The 18,059-nt window shown below is 65.5% G+C and carries 14 protein-coding genes; 10 read left to right on the top strand and 4 right to left on the bottom strand.

From position 1 onward, the window contains the following. Positions 1–57: 57 nt before the first annotated feature. From DB354_RS05175 to DB354_RS05145, 7 genes are all read left to right on the top strand, one after another. Entirely contained in the window at positions 58–888 is an 831-nt protein-coding gene (locus tag DB354_RS05175; RefSeq protein ID WP_107834382.1) for a glycerophosphodiester phosphodiesterase, read from the top strand. A 172-nt stretch (positions 889–1,060) separates the two neighbouring features. Then, positions 1,061–2,509, top strand: a complete 1,449-nt coding sequence (gene pgtP, locus DB354_RS05170) for a phosphoglycerate transporter protein PgtP (protein ID WP_107834381.1) — start codon at positions 1,061–1,063, stop codon at positions 2,507–2,509. A gap of 29 nt (positions 2,510–2,538) precedes the next feature. Continuing rightward, positions 2,539–3,078 carry a sigma-70 family RNA polymerase sigma factor gene (locus DB354_RS05165; protein WP_107834380.1) on the top strand — a complete coding sequence of 180 codons (540 nt, stop codon included), beginning with the start codon at positions 2,539–2,541 and terminating at the stop codon, positions 3,076–3,078. Beyond that, entirely contained in the window at positions 3,071–4,135 is a 1,065-nt protein-coding gene (locus tag DB354_RS05160) for a FecR domain-containing protein (protein WP_107834379.1), read from the top strand. The genes DB354_RS05165 and DB354_RS05160 overlap by 8 nt, the downstream gene beginning before the upstream one ends. Before the next feature lie 139 nt (positions 4,136–4,274). Beyond that, the gene (locus tag DB354_RS05155) at positions 4,275–7,778 is read left to right on the top strand and encodes a TonB-dependent receptor (RefSeq protein WP_107834378.1); all 3,504 of its coding nucleotides are present in this window, start codon (positions 4,275–4,277) and stop codon (positions 7,776–7,778) included. Between the two features lie 7 nt (positions 7,779–7,785). Then, positions 7,786–10,074 (top strand): alpha-N-acetylglucosaminidase, encoded by a 2,289-nt coding sequence (locus DB354_RS05150; protein ID WP_158277379.1) that lies wholly within the window; start codon positions 7,786–7,788, stop codon positions 10,072–10,074. 63 nt (positions 10,075–10,137) lie between these two features. After that, positions 10,138–11,517 (top strand): Gfo/Idh/MocA family oxidoreductase, encoded by a 1,380-nt coding sequence (locus tag DB354_RS05145; RefSeq protein ID WP_107834376.1) that lies wholly within the window; start codon positions 10,138–10,140, stop codon positions 11,515–11,517. A gap of 159 nt (positions 11,518–11,676) precedes the next feature. Here the strand turns inward: DB354_RS05145 and DB354_RS05140 are convergent, their stop codons facing one another. Both DB354_RS05140 and DB354_RS05135 read right to left on the bottom strand, forming a co-directional pair. Then, a complete protein-coding gene (locus DB354_RS05140) occupies positions 11,677–12,660 on the bottom strand; it encodes an aldo/keto reductase (protein ID WP_107834677.1) in 984 nt (327 codons plus the stop codon). Between the two features lie 272 nt (positions 12,661–12,932). After that, entirely contained in the window at positions 12,933–13,877 is a 945-nt protein-coding gene (locus DB354_RS05135; protein ID WP_107834375.1) for a hypothetical protein, read from the bottom strand. Positions 13,878–14,059: 182 nt separating this feature from the next. On the opposite strand from DB354_RS05135, the gene DB354_RS05130 reads away from it, so the two are divergent. Further along, positions 14,060–14,578, top strand: coding sequence for a hypothetical protein (locus DB354_RS05130; protein ID WP_146180114.1), 519 nt, complete (start codon positions 14,060–14,062; stop codon positions 14,576–14,578). Here DB354_RS05130 and DB354_RS05125 read toward each other — a convergent pair. After that, positions 14,575–15,162, bottom strand: a complete 588-nt coding sequence (locus DB354_RS05125; protein ID WP_107834373.1) for a DUF4291 domain-containing protein — start codon at positions 15,160–15,162, stop codon at positions 14,575–14,577. The genes DB354_RS05130 and DB354_RS05125 overlap by 4 nt on opposite strands. Before the next feature lie 50 nt (positions 15,163–15,212). Next, on the bottom strand, positions 15,213–15,539 hold the full coding sequence (locus DB354_RS05120) for a hypothetical protein (protein WP_107834372.1): 327 nt from the start codon (positions 15,537–15,539) through the stop codon (positions 15,213–15,215). Between the two features lie 86 nt (positions 15,540–15,625). Here DB354_RS05120 and DB354_RS05115 point away from each other — a divergent pair, with 86 nt between their 5' ends. Together DB354_RS05115 and DB354_RS05110 are read left to right on the top strand one after the other, a co-directional pair. Next, on the top strand, positions 15,626–16,606 hold the full coding sequence (locus tag DB354_RS05115) for a transposase (protein ID WP_107834371.1): 981 nt from the start codon (positions 15,626–15,628) through the stop codon (positions 16,604–16,606). 1,131 nt (positions 16,607–17,737) lie between these two features. Next, the coding region (locus DB354_RS05110) for a DUF4372 domain-containing protein (protein WP_343205552.1) at positions 17,738–18,059 on the top strand (322 nt) is incomplete at its 3' end.

The raw sequence follows: 18,059 nt of genomic DNA, 5'->3' as shown, positions 1-18,059 counted from the left end.
GCCACCACGGCGCCGGCCTTTATTTTTCCCGCACTCACGTCCCTTCCCCTCTTTCCTATGATCAAGCGCATTCTCCCCCTCGTTCTCGCCGGCCTGGCGCTCACCTCCACCGGCCGCGCGGTCGATATCGTTGCCCATCGTGGCGCCTCGTACGACGCGCCCGAAAACACCCTCGCCTCCAACCGCCTCGCCTGGGAGCAGGGGACCGATGTCGTCGAGACCGACATTTACCTGACCAAGGACGGGCAACTCGTGGTCCTGCACGACAAGAACACGAAGCGGACGACCGGACAGGAGCTGGTGCCGGCCCAGAGCACGCTCGACGAGCTTCGCGCGCTCGACGCCGGTTCCTGGAAGGGCCCGCAGTTCAAGGGCGAGAAGCTCCCGACGTTTGAGGAACAGATCGCGCTCATCCCGGCCGGGAAGCGGATGTTCGTCGAGATCAAGGTGGGGCCCGAGATCGTCCCCGCGATCGCCCGCTGTCTCAAGAAGACCGGCGCGACGCCGAAGATGATCACATTCATTTCCTTCAACTACGACGCGCTGAAGGCCGTCCGGGAGGAGCTGCCGGAGTACAAGACGCAGTACCTCGCGGGCTACAAGGCGCCGGACTCCGCGCCGGCCAAGAAGTCGAAAAAGCCCGCCAAGCCGCAGCCGACCATTGACGAGGTCATCGCCCAGGCGAAAGCCGCCGGCTTCACCGGCCTCGATCTCCAGTCTACCTGGCCGCTCACGCCGGCCGACGTGAAGAAGATTAAGGACGCCGGCCTCGAGCTGCATGTCTGGACGGTCGACGACCCGGAGGTTGCCAAACACTGGGTCCAGCTCGGCACCGAGAGCATCACGACGAATCGCCCGGGCTGGCTGCGGGCCCAGCTCAAGGGCTGACATCGCCTCGCGTCACGCGTCCCGGAGCCGCCGCCAACGGCGTCGGCTCCCCGCGCCGGGCACCTGATGGGGTGCAAAGCAGGCGGCGCTGCCGGTGACATTCCGGCGGCCACGGCAGGATTAGCTTCCTTGGGTCGCCCGCCCGGCGCATAACCAGCGGAATTCCAGTTTCATGATCGACGAATCCAAATCGGCGTCCAACCCGGCCTCGGGCCGGGCGGGCGCCGCCCAGCCGACCGGCCGCCTTGCGGCGCCGTCGGGCAGTACGTCCAGGAGGCTTCCCTTTGGCCTGCATCTCCTCCAACCCGCGCCCCTGCAACCGCGCGTGCCGGCGGCGCAGGTGCCCGGGCTTTATCGACGGCTGCGCCTGCAGGTGTTCGTCGGCATCTTCCTGGGCTACGCCTCGTATTATCTCGTCCGCAACAACCTCGCCCTGGCGATCCCGAGCATCCTCAAGGAGCACCCGGAGTACACCAAGGCGATGCTCGGCACCGCGCTCACGGGCCTGTCGCTCGCGTATGGGTTGTCGAAGTTCCTGATGGGTTCGGTCTCCGACCGGAGCAACCCGCGGTATTTCCTGCCGCTGGGCCTGCTGCTGTCCTGCGTCATCATGGCGGCGTCGGGCATGTTCAAGGCGCTCTACGCGTCCTTCGCCTTGATCATCATCCTGCAGTTTATCAACGGCTGGGTGCAGGGCATGGGCTGGCCTCCGTGCGGCAAGACCATGGTGCACTGGTGGAGCACCAAGGAGCGCGGTCTCACCGTCTCGCTCTGGAACGTGGCGCACAACGTCGGCGGCGGCTTGGTCGCCTGGTTCGCCACGCTGGGCGTCGCCTGGTTCAACGACTGGGGCGCGACCTTCTATTTCAATGCGCTGATCGCCGCCGTGGTGGCCTTCCTCGTGTGGGGCCTGATGCGCGACACGCCGCAATCCTGCGGGCTGCCGCCGATCGAGGAGTACCGGCAGGACTATCCGCCGGGCTATTCGGCCGATCACGAACGCACGTTCACCTTCAAGGAGATCTTCTTCGGCCACGTGCTGAACAACGGCGCGCTCTGGGCCATCGCGGTCGCCAACGCCTTCGTGTACTTCGTGCGCTACGGCGTGGTGAACTGGATCCCCACGTACCTCGAGACGCAGAAGGGATTCTCGTTCAAGGACTCCAGCGTGGGCTGGCTGCTCTTCGAGTTCGCCGCGATCCCCGGCACCATCGTCTGCGGCTGGGTTTCCGACAAGGTCTTCAAGGGCCGCCGCGCCCCGGCCACGATCCTCTTCATGGCGCTCACGCTCGTGGGCGTGCTGGTCTACTGGGGCAATCTCCACGGTCCGCGCTGGATCGACTACGCCGCGCTCACCGCGATCGGTTTCCTGATCTACGGCCCGGTGATGCTCATCGGCCTGCACGCGCTCGATCTCGTGCCCAAGAAGGCCGCCGGCACCGCGGCCGGCTTCACCGGCTTCTTCGGCTACGTCTTCGGCTCGGCCATCGCCGGCACCGGCGTGGGCTGGATCGCCGACAAGTTCGGCTGGCGCGGCGTGTTCATCTCCATGGTCGCCTGCTGCGTTCTCACGATGGTCTGCAGCGCCGTGACCCTCTTCCAGAAGCCGAAGGCCGCGTGACGCCGCGGCGTTGAACGCGAGACCAGGCGATGCCGGAAGACCCCGAACAAGCCGGCTGGTTCTGCCAGTTCCTGCAGCCGCATGAGGCGATGCTGCGGAGCTGGCTGAAAAGCCGGTTTCCGGGGGCCGACGTCGACGACATCATCCAGGAGGCGTACGTCCGGGTCCTCGCGGCCCGGGCCACCACGCCCATGGATTCGCCCAAGGCCTTCCTCTTCGCCACGGCGCGCAACCTCGCGCTCGGGCGGCTGCGGCACGAACGGGTGGCCGGGCAGGGCGGTTTAGCGGAAATCGATGCGGACGGTATCTTGGATGATGGCGCGGACGTCAGTGAGTCCGTCGCCCGTGCCCAGGAACTCGAAATCTTGACCCAAGCCATCCAGTCGCTGCCGACGCGTTGCCGGCAGATCATCACTCTCCGCAAGATCTACGGCCTCTCGCAGAAGGAGGTCGCGGCGCGACTCGGGATTGCGGAGCACACCGTCGAGGCGCAGGGCACGATTGGCCTCCGCAAGATCGCCGAGTATTTTGAGCGCCTGGAAAGGGCGCGTCCTCCCCGCCATGGCTGAGTCACCTTCCTTCGATCGCGACGCCGCCCGCATCGCCGATGAGGCGGCGGCGTGGGTGCTGCGCGTCGACCGCGGGCTCTCCCCGCCGGAGCAGGACGCTTATTCGGAGTGGCTGGCGCAGGATCCGCGGCATGGGCAACAGATCGCGCGTTTCCGCCGGCACTGGCAGCGGCTCGATGCGCTCGCCCAATGGCGGCCCGAGCACAGCGCCCAGCCCAATCCCGACCTGCTTTCGCCGCCGCTGCGCCGCCGCGTCCTGCGCTTCTGGCCCGCCGCCGCGACGCTTGCCGCCGCCGCGATCGTGGCCGCCCTTTGGCTGCCGCGTCCCGTGGCCACGCCGCACCCCGCGGCCCCGCGGGTCGTGGCCGCGAATCCCGCCGCGCCTGCGGAGCCGGTGATGCGGCCGATCGTGCCCAGCGAGGGGGAGCGCGTGCTGCCCGACGGCTCGCGCGTCGAACTCAACCGCGACGCGACCATCACCACCCAGTTCACGGCGACCGAGCGTCGCGTGGTGCTGGAGCGCGGCGAAGCTCATTTCACGGTGCAAAAAGACCCGGCCCGGCCGTTCTTTGTCGTGGCCCGGGGACTCGAGGTGCGCGCGGTCGGTACCGCCTTCAACGTGCGCGTTGACGCCGCCGTGGTGGAAGTGCTCGTGACGCACGGCCGCGTGCAACTCGAGCAACCGACGGCCGCCGAGAACGCGCCGGGGCGACGGGAGCCAGTCGCCCTCGACGTGCGGCAGCGCGCGGTGGTCGCGCTGACGGCGCCGGCGGCGCCGCAGGTGGCCACACTGACGGCCGGGGAGATTGCCCGGGTCATGGCCTGGCAGCATCGGCTGCTCGATTTCACCGCCGTGCCGCTGCGCGAGGTCGTCGACGAGTTCAACCGCCGCAACGTGGTGCAACTCGTCCTGGACCCTGCGCTCGCCACGCTCCGCGTCAGCGCCGCCATCCGCTCGGACAACGTCGAAGGCTTCGTGCACCTGCTCGAGGCCGGCTTCGGTGTCCGCATCGAACGGCGGAGCGACAGCGAGATCGTGCTGCGGCCGCCGGAATGACGCGCCCTGGGCGCGGAGCGAGGGTGGGGACCGCGATTTTGCGGCCCCGGATGAAGTTTTTTTAACGGAGATTCGCGGCACACGCATCTTGGGAGGCGACACACCTCCGCCATGCCCTTGCCCCTGCCCCCCGACTGCCATGCTGCCGAATCCTTTCGTCGTTTTGTTGTGGAGTCGATGGGGACGGCGGGTGGGTTTCGCCCTGCTGGGGTGGCTGATGCTGGCGACGGCGTTCGCCGCCGACACCACGCCCCGGTCGTTCGATCTGCCCGCGGGCGAGGCCACGGAGATGCTCAAGCGTTACGCCGCGCAGGCGGAACGCGAAATCCTGTTTCCCGCTGAATCCATGGCGGGAATACAGACCCAGGCGGTGCACGGCACCTTCACCCCGCGGGCGGCGCTCGACCGGATGCTGGTCGGAACCGGGCTCGTGGTCGTGGAGCACCGGCGCACCGGCGCACTGCTCGTGCACCGGGCCCGGCGCCCTGGGACGGCTTTCTCTCCCCCGACCACCAACACCAAAATGCGCAAGAAACCTCTGGCCTTGCTCGGCGCGCTCCTGACCTTCGCGCTCGGACCCCAATCTCCCGCCCTCGCCGCGGACGGCTCGCCCACCGGCGGCCTCACCGGCCGGGTGCTCGACACCCAGCGTGGTGAATACATCGAAAAGGCCCTCCTCACGGTCGAGAGCACCAAGGAACAGGTGCTCTCCGACCGCGAGGGCCAGTATCGCTTCAGCAGCCTCCCGGCCGGCCCGGTGCAGCTGCGCGTTTTCTACACCGGCCTCGGCACCCAGGTGGAGACCGTGACCATCGTCGGCGGCCAGACGGTGGAGCACGACATCCTCATGCCCGCCGCCGGCGCCCCCCGCCGGGGCGGCACGGACCAGGTGATCAAGATGGAGGAGGTGGTCGTCAGCTCCTCCAAGGAGATGGAGGGCGCGGCCATCGCCATCAATGAGCAGCGCTTCGCGCCGAACATCGTGAACGTCGTCTCGGCGGACGAGTTCGGCACCATCACCGATGGCAGCGTGGGCGAGTTCATGAAGTTCCTCCCCGGCATCGTCTCGGACTACACCGGCGGCGACGCACGGCGTTTCTCGATGAACGGCGTGCCGGCCGACAACGTGCCGATCACGATCGGCGGCTTCGACCTGGCCAGCAGCGCCGGCGCCGGCACCCGCCGCGCCGTGGAACTCGACCAGGTCTCGATCAACAGCATCGCGCGCATCGAGGTGCTGCACTCGCCGACACCCGAGTCTCCCGGCTCCGCGCTCGCGGGCTCCGTCAACATGGTTCCCCGCAGCGCGTTTGAACGCTCCCGGCCGGTGACGACCTACAGCGTCCACGTCATGATGAAGGACGACGAGAAGGATTGGCACAAGACGCCCGGCCCGCGGTTCAAGGCGACGCGCAAGGTGCACCCCGGTTTCGACTTCAGCTCGATCGTGCCCGTGAACAAGCGCTTCGGCTTCACCCTTTCCGGCGGCTACTCGCTGCAGTACACCGCCCAGCCGTCCGCCACCTCCAAGTGGTTCGGCGCCGGCTATGCCACCAACGGCACCGGCCTGCCGGACACCACGCCGGACAATCCGTACATGGCGGAGTACGTGATCCGCGACAGCGGCAAGGAGACGGAGCGCTACTCGCTCGGCGGCACGCTGGACTTCAAGCTCTCGCCGTTCGACCGCATCTCGGTGTCGCTCCAGTTCGCCAGCCTCGAGGAGTCCTTCGGCACCCGCAACCAGACCTTCCTCGTGCAGCAGGTGAAGGACTTCAGCCCGACTGCGACGCACGGCGTCGCCGGCAAGGGCGAGGTCCGGCTCAACAACACTGCCCGTATCCGGCCGGGCGCGACGATCATGCCGTCGCTCACCTATCGCCACAACGGCCCCATCTGGGTGTCCGAGGTCGGCCTGGGCTACTCGCGCTCGCGCACCCAGTACCAGGACGTCGACGTCGGCGCGTTCAACGCCACGCAGGCGCGGCGCACCGGCGTTACGGTCTCCTTTGACGACATCAACTACCTGCGGCCGGGCACGATCACGGTGACGGATGCGGCCGGAGCGCCGGTCGATCCCTTCCAGCTTTCCAGCTACGCGCTCGGCACCTCCAGCGGCACGATGGCCAAGGTGTACGACGAGCGCCGCACGGCTTTCGCCAACCTGCGCCGCGACCTGGACGTCCGCGGCGTGCCGGTGGCGATCAAGACCGGCGTGGATGTGCGGCACATGGCCCGCGACCTGCAGAGCACAAATCCGACCTTCCAGTTCGTCGGCGCCGACGGGAAGGCGAGCACGACGCCCGTGGGGAGCGACGACAACGCCAGCATCGTGCGCGACGACCTCTTCTCGCAACGGGTGCCACGCTTCGGCTTCCCGCGGATCGAGTGGGAGAGTGGCGAAAAGCTCTGGGAGCTGTACCAGACCCATCCCGAATACTTCGTTTACAACGAGAGCGCGGCCTACATTGCCGAGGTGCAGGGCTCGAAGCGCGTCGAGGAGATGGTCTCGTCCGCGTACTTCCGCGGCGACGTGGCCTTCTTCAACCGGCGCCTGAAACTGGTGGGCGGCGTGCGCGCCGAGCAGACCAACATCAAGGCCGAGGGCCCGCTGAACGACAAGACGCGCAACTACCAGCGCGACGCCAGCGGGCACGTGCTGTACGACAGCACCGGCAAGCCACTGCTGATTGTGCCGACGTCCGATGCGCTCGGCGTGGCGAAACTCACCCGCGTCCACCGCGGCACGCGCGCGAGCAAGGAGTACCTGCGCTGGTTCCCGAGCCTCAATGCGAGCTACAACCTGCGCGAGAACCTGATCCTGCGCGGCGCGTACTACACCTCGATCGGCCGGCCCAACCTGAACCAGTACGCCAGCGGCATCACGCTGCCCGATCCGGACTCGCCGCCGAGCACGAGCAACCGGTTCTCGACCGAGAACGTCGGCATCAAGGCGTGGACGGCCCAGACCTACAAGGTGCGCCTCGAATACTATTTCGAGCGCGTGGGCCAGGTCTCGATCGGCGCGTTTCGCCGCGAGTTCGACAACTTCTTCGGCTCGACCGTGTTCCCGGTGACGCCCGAGTTCCTCACGCTCTACGGCCTCGATCCGGCCGTGTACGAGGGATACGACGTCTCGACCAAGTACAACCTGCAGGAGACGGTGCGCATGACCGGCCTCGAGTTCGACTACAAGCAGGCGTTGACCTTCCTGCCCAACTGGGCGCGTGGCGTGCAGGTGTTCGCCAACGCGAGTGCGCAGCGCGTCGTCGGCACGGAGAACGTGGCTTCGAACTTCTCCGGCTTCATCCCGCGCTACGGCAGCTGGGGCATCAGCCTCACGCGGCCGAAGTACAACGTACGCGTGAACTGGAACTATCGCGGCGCGCACCGCCGCGGCCAGGTCACCGGCCGCGGGCTGGAGGCCGGCACGTATGAGTACGGCTCCAAGCGGCTCTACATCGACGTCGGTGCCGAGTACTACTTCCACAAGCGGCTCGGCGTCTTCCTCGCCATGCGTAACCTGGGTGACGCGCCGGAGGACTCCAAGAAGTACGGTCCGAATACCCCGAAATGGGCGCGGTTCGAGCAGCGCGAGATGTACGGCTCGCTCTGGAGCTTCGGCCTCAAGGGCCGATTCTAGTTTTTTCATGCGTATCCCGATCCTCGTCCTCTCCCTTGGTCTAGCGGTGCCTGCCGCCGCGCCTTCGTTGCTGTCCGCCGCGCCGGGAAATCCGGCGCCGGACTCGCCGCCGGTCAACGCCACGGGGGAGGCCGTCGCCGCGGCCGAGGGGCTGATCCGACGCGTGCTCCCGGGGCACGCGGACGCGTTCGCCTGTGAGGTGATCCCGGCGGAGGACGGGCGGGATGTATTCGAGTACGAGGCGCTGCCCGGCGGGCGCGTCGTGCTCCGCGGCAACCACGGCGTGGCGCTGGCGGTCGCGTTCAACCAGTACCTGCGCCGCGAGGTGCACCGGAACTACGACTGGCAGGCCGTGGAGCCGCTCCTGTTGGCTGGACCGCTGCCGGCGCCGGCGGCGAAGGTGCGGGGCACGTGCGGCGCGGCGGAGCGGTTCTTCCTCAACTACTGCACGTTTGGCTACACCACGCCCTGGTGGGGCTGGAACGAGTGGCAGCGCTTCATCGACTGGATGGCCATGAACGGCATCAACCGGCCGCTCCTGCAATGTGGGCAGGAGGCGGTCTGGCTGCGCGTCTGGCAGAGCTATGGGCTGGGCGAGGATGAGATTCGCGCGTTCTTCTCGGGCCCCGCACACCTGCCGTGGCACCGCATGGCCAACCTCGACCGCTGGGGCGGTCCGCTGCCGCGCTCGTACATCGACGGTCAGCAGGCGCTGCAGCGGCAGATTCTCGGGCGCGTTCGCGCCCTCGGGATGAAGGCGATCCTGTCCGGTTTCGCCGGGCATGTGCCGCCCGAGCTGGCGCGCGTGCGACCGCAGGCAAAGCTCACGCGCATCGGCGCGAAGTGGGGTGGCATGGATCCGAAGTACGCGACGACCTACCTCGATCCGACGGACCCGCTCTTCCCCGAGATCCAGCAGCGTTTCCTGCGCGCGCAGACCGAGCTCTACGGCACCGATCACCTCTACGCGGCCGATTCGTTCAACGAGATGCTCCCGCCGAGTTGGGATCTCGACTATCTCCGCAAGGTTTCCCGGGCGATCTTCGACGGCATGGTCGCCGTCGATGCCGACGCCCGCTGGTACCAGATGGCGTGGACCTACTACTACCAGCGCAAGCACTGGACCCAGGGCGGCCGGCTCGAGGCCTTCCTCAACGCGGTGCCCACGGGCCGGCTCGTGATGCTCGATTACGTCTGCGAGGAGGTGGAGTTCTACCCGCTGACCGAAAACTTCTACGGGCAGCCGTTCATCTGGAATTATCTCGGCAACTTCGGCGGCAACACGCACCTCGCCGCGCCGCAGCGCAAGGTCGCGCAGCGCATCCCCCATGCGCTCGAGCGGCCCAACTGCATCGGCGTGGGCTCCACGCTCGAGGGCATCAACGTCAACCCCGGGATCTTCGAACTCGTGCTCGAGCAGCCCTGGCGGCCTGGCGCGACGATCGACGTCGATGCCTGGGTGCGCGACTACGCGGCGCAGCGCGCCGGCGGCGCGGATCCCGCGGTGGAGGAACTCTGGCGCGCCGTGGCGGCCAAGGTCCTCGTCGACGACACCAAGGTGATCGGCCGCCACGCCTCGATTTTCCAGACGAAGCCGCCCTTGAAGGGGCCTGGGCCCGACTCGCGCATCGAGAAGCAGACGCGCATCGACTATCACCCCGAGGACCTGGTCACCGCGCTCGCGGCCGCGTGGCAGGCCTCACCGGCAGCGCGGCAGACCGATGGCTACCGCTACGACGTCGTGAACTTCACTCGCCAGGCGCTCACCAACCGCGCGAAGGCGGTGTACGACGAGGCGGTCGCGGCGTACGGCCGCAAGGATGTCGCGGCCTTCCGCCGCGCCGCCGCCACGTTCCTGGCGCTCGGGCGCGACCTGGACGAGCTGCTCGCCACGCGCCACGAGTTTCTGCTCGGCCCCTGGCTGGCTCAGGCACGACGGTGGGGTAAGGACGCCGCCGAGGCTGATTACTACGAGGTCGCCGCGCGCGAGATCATTACGGCCTGGCACGTGCCCGGCGGCGGCCTCGAGGACTACGCATGCCGCCAATACAACGGGCTGATGCGCGACTACTATCTGCCGCGCTGGGAGAAGTTCTTCGCGCTCTGCACCGCCGCGCTGGAAAATGGCACGGCCTTCCCGCAGGCCGAGTTTTCCGCCTGGGCCAATGCGGCCTCCGCGCGCTGGATCCACGCCCACGGCGAGGGCTACGCCACCCGCCCCAGCGGCGACCCCGTGGCCACCGCCGAGCGCCTCTACCGCCGGCACCTGGCGCCGCCGTCTTCGGGATCCCAGTGAGCACCTGCGAAGGCCTGACATCGTCCCTCAGATCAACCACGCTCGACCCATCGCTTCTCTCAAATGACCCCCGAATACCGTCCTCTGTCCCGACGTGACCTGCTCAAGATTCTCGGCCTCGCCGCCGGTGCTACCGCGCTGCCGCGGTTCGCCTCCGCCGCGGATGACGCCGGGCGTCCGATTCTCCTGCCGAACCCGGCGCCGATGGGCGGGCGGGCGGTCACGGCGATCACCCTCGGGGCGGGCAGTCGCGGCAATGTGTACGGCGGTTTCGCCGCCAAGTATCCGGAGCAGTTGAAAATCGTGGGTGTCGCCGAGCCGATTGCGCTCCGCAACGAGCGGTACGCCAAGACCCACAGCATCCCGGCGAACCAGCGGTTCAATACCTGGGAGGACGTCTTTACCCGGCCGAAGTTTGCCGACGCCATCATCATCACGACGCCGGACAACCTGCACTACGGTCCCTGCATGAAGGCGCTGGCGGCCGGTTACGACGTGTTGCTGGAGAAGCCGATTGCGCCGACCGAGCAGGAGTGCCGCGACATCCTACGCCTGGCGAACGAGACCGGCCGCATCGTCGGCGTGTGTCACGTGCTCCGTTACGCCCCGTACTTTATCCGCCTGCGCGAACTCATCCGCAGCGGCGCGATCGGCCAAGTCATCAGCCTCCAGCACATGGAGCCGATCGAGCACACGCACATGGCCCATTCGTACGTGCGCGGCAACTGGCACAACAGCCGCGAGACGACGCCCATCATCCTCGCGAAGTCCTGCCACGACCTGGACATCATCCGCTGGCTGGTGGATTCGCCGTCGCGGAAGATCCAGGCGTTCGGCGACCTCAAGTGGTTCCGGAAGGAAAACGCGCCGGCCGGCAGCACCGAACGTTGCACCGACGGCTGTCCCGCGGAGGCCGGGTGTCCGTACTCGGCCGTGCGTCACTATCACGTGCGGCGGAAGCGCACCTTCGTGTTTGATCTGCCCGACGACAAGGCGCTGCACAGCGAGCACATCCTCCAGCGGCTCCGGACGACGAACTACGGCCGCTGCGTGTATCGGATGGATAACGACCAGCCGGACCATTACGTGACCAACATCCAGTTCGCGAACGGGGTCACGAGCAGCTTCAGCATGGAGGCGTTCACCTCGTACGCCGGCCGGCAGACGCGCGTGATGGGCAGCCACGGCGACATCGTGGGCGACATGCAGCGTTTCACGCTGACGAACTTCGTGACCGGCAAGAAGGAGGAGTTCTCGCAGACGACCGACGGCCACGGCGGCGGCGACTGGCGCCTGGCGTCGGCGTGGGTGCAGGCGGTTTCGCGCCACGATCCTTCGTACCTGAGCTCAAGCCTCGAGGCGTCCATCGAGAGCCACATCATGGGCTTCATGGCGGAGCGCAGCCGGCTCGAGAACCGCGTGGTGGATGTCGTGATGTCGTAGCATCTTGGCGGACGGTGTCCGCCAAGATGCTAAGCAAACTGGCTGCGCCAGTTTGGGAGGTGGAGTAGGGCGCCGGCAGCCGGTGGGCGAAGGCCTACAGGGTTGTGGAATGGAACGGAGATTCGTGGCGGCGGGATGCGTCCCGCGCCACGGCTATGTTCACGTGGCGACGGGCTCGGAGAGGGCGTTGATGCGGCGCATCACGTCGGGCGTGAGGCGGTCGACGACCTCGAGCGCGCCGAGGTTTTCCTGCAACTGCTCCACGCGGGAGGCGCCGAGGATGACGGTGCTGACGTGGGGATTCTTGAGGCACCAAGCGACGCCGAGGCGCGGGAGGGACGTGCCGAGTTCCTGCGCGAGGGCGGCGAGGGCGGGGAGGGCGGCGAGTTTCTTCTCGATGCCGGGCTGCTTGAGAATCGTGTCGCGCAGCCACTCCATGCCGGGCGCATTGAGCCGGGAGTCCTGGGGCACGCCGGCATTGTACTTGCCGGTGAGGAGGCCGGAGGCGAGGGGCGACCAGATGGTGGTGCCGAGGCCGGGCGCCTTGTAGAGCGGGGCATACTCGATCTCGATGCGGGAGCGATGGAAGAGGTTGTACTGCGGCTGCTCGACGACCGGCGCGTGGAGGTTGTGGGTGCGGCATTCGCGGTGGGCCTCGGCGATCTGGGCGGCGCTCCACTCGCTGGTGCCCCAGTAGAGCACCTTGCCCTGGGTGATGAGGTCGTGCATGGCCCACGCGGTCTCGGCGACGGGGACGTCGGGATCGGGGCGGTGGCAGTAGTAGAGATCGAGGTAGTCGACCTGCAGGCGTTGGAGGGCGGCGTGGCAGCCCTCGATGATGTGTTTGCGGGAGAGACCGGACTGGTTGGGGCGATCGTCCTCCCAGCCGAAGAAGACCTTGCTGGAGACGAGAAAGGAACTGCGGCGCCAGCCGGCGCCCTTGAGAATCGCGCCCATGACGCGCTCGGCCTGGCCGTCGGCGTAGGCCTCGGCGTTGTCGAAGAAGTTCACGCCGGCGTCGTACGCGGCGTACATGAGGTCCTTGGCGACGGGGTCGCCGATCTGTTTGCCGAAGGTGACCCAAGCGCCGAAGGAGAGCGCGCTCACCTTGAGACCCGTTTTGCCCAGCGTCCGGTAGACCATGCTCATGCCCGTGAACCTGCGCGTGCGGCGCCGAGCCGCAAGGTCGGAAAAGGCTGAAGGCCGGGAAAGGGCTAAAGGGCTGAAAAGCTGATGGGGGGGAGCGGACGCCGTCGCTGCAAATTCGGGGCCGCGGCAGCGCTGGCTAAAGGTAACAGGCAAGAGATGATCCCTTGTGACCCGTCCTGTAATGGAGCCCAACGTAGCTCAAGTCGTGCACCCGCGGATTTTGGTGTTCCTGAACATCGCACTCATGGTGCGGTGCTCGGAACCAATCACATTTCCCCGAGAAGTGCCTCTGGTCTTGCCATACGTTCTGCAGTCTGGAAGCGCTCGGATTGCCGCAGGAGCCATTCGCCGTGCGGGCTGATATAGGTGACCTGCTTGCCGCTTGAGTCCAACAGGCGATAGTCGTCGATACGTGCGCCCGGAGTCAGGGGGGGGAGCCCGGTCGTCACAGGGCCGGTGTCGGCTGTGCCCTCGGTGACGTTGACCGCGTAGGTGACGAGGACGCGAAGTTCCGACTTGGTTTTTGCTCCCGGCATGGTTGCGAATTCGAGTAGCCGGGCGCCCGAGGGTAACTTGACGGTGCCGTAATCTTTTGTCGGCAGCGCCTGGAACTGCGCTGCGACGTAACCCTTGTCGTAGGGCCGAGCCAAGTTGGCGGCATATTTTCCAGGGGGGATCGTACTGGGATCGACGCCCTCCCGTGAAACGACTGTCGCGTTTGCCGGCAAACCCCGAGCCCGCAATTCGTCAGGAGTAGGGCGGGAGGCGAAAATATATCCCGGGGCAACGTAGTCTATCTGTGACGTCTCGCCTTGAGCATTTCTCTGCACATCCACGTGGAACGCCTTCGAGGGGACAGACGGTTCACGAACGAACAACTCGGTCGGTAGAAACGAGGTGACGACCGATGCAGCCTTTTCATCGGGCATCACTCGGGGCAGGAAGGTCAGCCAAATCAGCTGCGGCGTGGCTGTGCTCCTTTCCAGGTGCGATGGTACGATGCCAGGGACAACCCGCCCTCTCGCAATCTTCTGACCAATTGGTGATGTGGTGGTCTCCTGTTCGGTTGTCGTGAAGGTGTCGATACCATCCGATCCGAGGTACGTGTCGAAATTGACACCATTAATCTTCCGATGGATGACCAGGAGGTACTTGGGGTAACTGACGTTCAGAGAGAATGTTCCGGATGTACTGTCGTGCGGAGCCTCCATATTGGAGTCCGGAATGCTGGCTTGGGCGGTGAGACGTTTGAGAGCCTTCCGTTGGTTCAGAGGGGGTGGACCTCAAGTAACGCGTTCTTCAAATTGGAAGGGGACGTGATCAACATCGGATTGGGCAGAGGCACGGCCCTCGAAACGTTCAACAATAACATCCTGACCTTTGGTCTTCCGAAATGACATCCGAAGAACGCAGTCTGTGCCGCGGCCTGGTAATCACTCCTCCAGGTGCAGGCAGGAAAATATCAAAGGAGGAATTTGCCAGCCGCCTCCCCTCAGCGGTTGAGCGCGGCGCCGTGGCGACGCGACTGCTTGAGGAAGCGCTACAATCAAAAAATTCCGAGGATGTGCAGTGCGTGCTCATCGTTGGACACGCCTTTGGGTTTGCTGCCGATCAGGTTGGCGTCTTGTCCCGGTTGCTCGAAGCTGACTGGCATGTCAGCCATGAAGATGTGGTGAGTGCGCTGGACAAACTGCGGAGCCCTGCGGCCGTGAGTGCGCTTGTCCGAGCGACCGAATGGATACCTGAGTATCTGAATTACGACGACAGCCGAGCGTTGGCAGGCAAAGCAATCTGGGCGCTCGGGAAAGTGCCGGGCGGGGAGGCCGAATCCGCGCTTCGGAAACTGGCCGCATCAAATGAATCCGTGATCCGGGACGCTGCGCTGCAGCAGCTGGAGCGGCGCAAGGCTTAGCCGCTCAGAATGTGACTGTATCTGGCATCGAGCGGATAGGGACGCTCGAAAAGATCGGGCGCATTTTGAGAGCGAACTCCCGATGCTGCGGCGTCTGCCAGTTTGCGAGCCGTTGGCGTCACGTCCTCGATGCCGACGATCCACTCGGTCACGAAGCGCTTCACAGCCTCCCCCGACAGTCCTATTTGAATGGCGCGCACGCCTTCGATTGCGTTTAGCTGCCAATCACGCTCGGGGTCCCATTGAACACGGACGCAATTTGTCTCCAGTGCGCTTGCCCATTGCTCTGGTGAGCCGTGCACAGTCGCGTTGAAGCAGGAGAGCGTTGCATGCTCTAGCGCCCACTCGAATCCGGTGCGTGTGATCTCGATTTCGAGAACAACCTCCTGACCTGGTTTAGTCGCGTAGCCAGAGCGATACATCATCCAGTTGAACGATGGCTTTATCCACGTCATCCGTCCCATTTTGAAGGGCGGCACGAAGCGTCCGGCTTTGAGTGCGGCAACGGCGATCTCGGGGCGATAGGCCTGATAAACGCGAACGGTGTGATCCGTGAATGCTGCTCTGACGACGTGACCGGACATTGCTGAAGAAGGCACAAAGTCCGACGTTTAGGCAAAACCAAGTCGCGATCTCAGGCCGCTGCGCCGCCGGACTTGTCGAGCCGGGTGATGGCGATGCTCGCGACCCAGGGCGCACGGGCGAGCAGACCGGCATGGCGCGCGTCCACGACGGCGACCCACTCCAGATCGTGCTCGTGGATCAGCTCGACCAGCTTGCCGAACCGCGCGCCGACGAGCACCACGTCGGCCGTGGAGAACGCGAGCGTCAGCCGCTCCGGGGTCTCGGCGTCGTCGCCGCGGTGCGGTTCGAGCGTGTAGTGGCAGAGCTGCGCCCAGGGGAAGCCGAGCCGCCGGTGGGCATCGGGCCGGAACTCGATGAACGCGCGACCGTGGCGCATCCCGCCCGAGTAACACGAAGGGGGGCAAACGGGGACAGACACGCAAATGGGTTGACTAAAAGGTAAAAAAGAATTGGCGTAGGCGCATGCGGCGCGCACGGATCAAAGTGAACTCGGAGCTGGAGCCGGGCGTGTACCACTTGATCAGCCGGACGGTGAACGGGGAGTGGATGTTTGGCACGACCGCCAAGGAGATCCTGCGGCGGCAGATGTGGCAGGTGGCAGACTTCGCCGGGGTTGAGATCCTCACCTACGCCATCATGTCGAATCACTTTCATCTGCTGGTGCGGGTGCCGCAGCGACCGGAGCTCTCGGACGCGGAACTGCTCCGGCGCTACGCGGTGCTTTATCCGAAGCCGACCAAGTACCAAGTTGCGCGGCTGGAGGTGATCCGGGCCGGGCTGGCGGCGAACACCCCCATCGCGGAGGCGTGGCGCAAGCGGCAGCGGGCGTTGATGTACGACGTATCTCAGTACATGAAGCTGCTGAAGGAGCGTTTCTCGATCTGGTACAACGCCCGACATCGGCGGTTTGGACCCGTGTGGGCGGATCGGTTCAAGAGCCAGTTGCTCGAGGGCAAGGAGCGGGTCGTCCAGACGGTGGCGGCGTACATCGATCTGAACTGCGTCCGGGCCGGAATCTCGAAGGATCCGAAGGACTACCGGTTCTGCGGGTACGCCGAGGCGGTGAGTGGTCAGGCCCGTGCGCGCCAAGGCGTGCAGTCGGTGGTGGGTGGAAACTGGGAGCAGGCGCAGCGCAGTTATCGGCTGCTGCTGTTCACGAGCGGGGGCGCGGCGCGGGAAGGGAAGGCGTCGCTCCGAGCCGAGCAGGTGCGGGCCGCGGTGGAGGCCGGTGGAAAACTGAGCCTGCCCGACGTGCTCCGCTGCCGGATCCGGTACTTCAGCGAGGGGCTCGTCCTGGGTGGGCGGGAATTCGTCGACGGGCACGTCGCGGCGTACCGGACGAAGCACAGCCTGACCCACCGTGTGAAGCGTCACGACCTGCCGGACCCCGGCTGGGGTGAAATCGCCGGCCTGCGACCGCTTCGCGGAGCCTTGCTGAGCTGACTGAACCTGTGGGCGAACGCGGCAGGGTGCCGCGCACGGGGCAGAGTTGCCCCTTGACGCGCGGCTTGGGCCCGACGTTGGGCAAGCGGCGCCGACCGAAGCGCGACGAGCGCGGGAAAATTCCAGCGGAAGCGCGCTAGCAGCTTCCAATGTCCGAAATCAAGTGGACCAACCAGCGGTCCCCGCGCAGCCTCGCATCGAACATGTCCGTCCCCTTTAGGTACTCCCCGGATGGGGTGAAATCGCCGGCTTGCGACCGCTTCGCGGAGCCTTGCTGAGCTAACCGAACTTGTGGGCGAACGCGGCAGGGGGCCGCGCACGGGGCGGGGCTGCCCATTGATGCGCGGCTTGGACCCGACGTTGGGCAAGCGGCGCCGACAGAAGCGCGACGAGCGCGGGAAAGTTCCAGCGGAAGCGCGCTAGCAGCTTCCAATGTCCGAAATCAAGTGGACCAACCAGCGATCCCCGCCCAGTCTCGCATCGAACATGTCCGTCCCCTTTAGGTACTCCCCTGGTGCGTGATTTGAAACGAAAACGACGTGACTAAGAATCGTAATTAGCAGCTAATGGAGTTCGGCTATGAATAGAACGCGTCTGACGAGAGTTGCACGATGGCTGAGTGTCTTCTCGATGGTGTTGGTAGTCCCGGAAATGAGGGCACCTGCAGCTCTTGATTTGGTGAAGCTTGCTGTATGGCTCATGTGGCCTCATGCGGTAAGTGCATTTCTCTGTGGGAGGGGCAGGGTGTGGGTCCCGTCGGTTGCGGCTAGTCTTGCTGTGTCGTTATTGTGGATTCCGTTCAATTTTGGCATCTTCTATAGTAGAAGCTCGGATGATTTTGTTGCAGTGCTGTTCTTTTCACCCGTACTGGTAACGTTTGTCTACTTAGCCACGTTCGCAGTATCGTTTCTTCTCTATGTGTTATGGCCTAAGAAAAAGCAAAAGGAGTAGATTGCCAGACTGGCTCCGGGGCACGTTGTCCACGGATAGCAGCTTGAAGTCGGAAGGGACTCCGCGGAGATAACCAACCCCGGAGTCGATCGTAAGGGCTCATCCCACGGCTGTCTGATTAAGGAGCCTCGGAAGATTCTTAAGATTCTGTGGAGTTGAAGGTAACGTCGATTCCGTGGTGTGATTGATTTGGATTTTTGCCGACGATTTCGCGGCAATTTCCGGAGTTTTCGGCTTGTGAACTCCGGAAAGACAATTCTGGCCCAAGTTCTCGCCGGTTTGAGCGGTGAAGAGTTTTCGCGCTGCGCGAAGCGGTATCCGTTGAGTCGCGACACGCGGGCGCTGTCGGCCTACGATCATTTTGCGACGATGGTCTTCGCGCAGCTCACGTACCGCGAGAGCCTGCGCGACATCGAGGCGTGCCTGACTGCGCGACGGTCGCTGCTGTATCATGCTGGGATTCGCGGCACGGTGAAGCGCTGCAATCTCGCGTATGCGAATG

This window comes from Opitutus sp. ER46 (assembly GCF_003054705.1).
Taxonomy (GTDB): Bacteria; Verrucomicrobiota; Verrucomicrobiia; order Opitutales; family Opitutaceae; genus ER46.
The sequence above is the reverse complement of the archived record's forward strand: the minus strand, read 5'-3'. Positions and strand labels throughout refer to the sequence as shown.

What these genes read in the sequence shown, in the direction of transcription:
- DB354_RS05175 (WP_107834382.1), top strand. Translation starts at nt 58, where the DNA reads ATGATCAAGCGCATTCTCCCCCTCGTTCTCGCCGGCCTGGCGCTCACC.
- DB354_RS05155 (WP_107834378.1), top strand. Translation starts at nt 4,275, where the DNA reads ATGCTGCCGAATCCTTTCGTCGTTTTGTTGTGGAGTCGATGGGGACGG.
- DB354_RS05135 (WP_107834375.1), bottom strand. Translation starts at nt 13,877, where the DNA reads ATGGAGGCTCCGCACGACAGTACATCCGGAACATTCTCTCTGAACGTC.
- pgtP (WP_107834381.1), top strand. Translation starts at nt 1,061, where the DNA reads ATGATCGACGAATCCAAATCGGCGTCCAACCCGGCCTCGGGCCGGGCG.
- DB354_RS05120 (WP_107834372.1), bottom strand. Translation starts at nt 15,539, where the DNA reads ATGCGCCACGGTCGCGCGTTCATCGAGTTCCGGCCCGATGCCCACCGG.
- DB354_RS05140 (WP_107834677.1), bottom strand. Translation starts at nt 12,660, where the DNA reads ATGGTCTACCGGACGCTGGGCAAAACGGGTCTCAAGGTGAGCGCGCTC.
- DB354_RS05145 (WP_107834376.1), top strand. Translation starts at nt 10,138, where the DNA reads ATGACCCCCGAATACCGTCCTCTGTCCCGACGTGACCTGCTCAAGATT.
- DB354_RS05130 (WP_146180114.1), top strand. Translation starts at nt 14,060, where the DNA reads ATGACATCCGAAGAACGCAGTCTGTGCCGCGGCCTGGTAATCACTCCT.
- DB354_RS05115 (WP_107834371.1), top strand. Translation starts at nt 15,626, where the DNA reads ATGCGGCGCGCACGGATCAAAGTGAACTCGGAGCTGGAGCCGGGCGTG.
- DB354_RS05160 (WP_107834379.1), top strand. Translation starts at nt 3,071, where the DNA reads ATGGCTGAGTCACCTTCCTTCGATCGCGACGCCGCCCGCATCGCCGAT.
- DB354_RS05125 (WP_107834373.1), bottom strand. Translation starts at nt 15,162, where the DNA reads ATGTCCGGTCACGTCGTCAGAGCAGCATTCACGGATCACACCGTTCGC.
- DB354_RS05165 (WP_107834380.1), top strand. Translation starts at nt 2,539, where the DNA reads ATGCCGGAAGACCCCGAACAAGCCGGCTGGTTCTGCCAGTTCCTGCAG.
- DB354_RS05150 (WP_158277379.1), top strand. Translation starts at nt 7,786, where the DNA reads ATGCGTATCCCGATCCTCGTCCTCTCCCTTGGTCTAGCGGTGCCTGCC.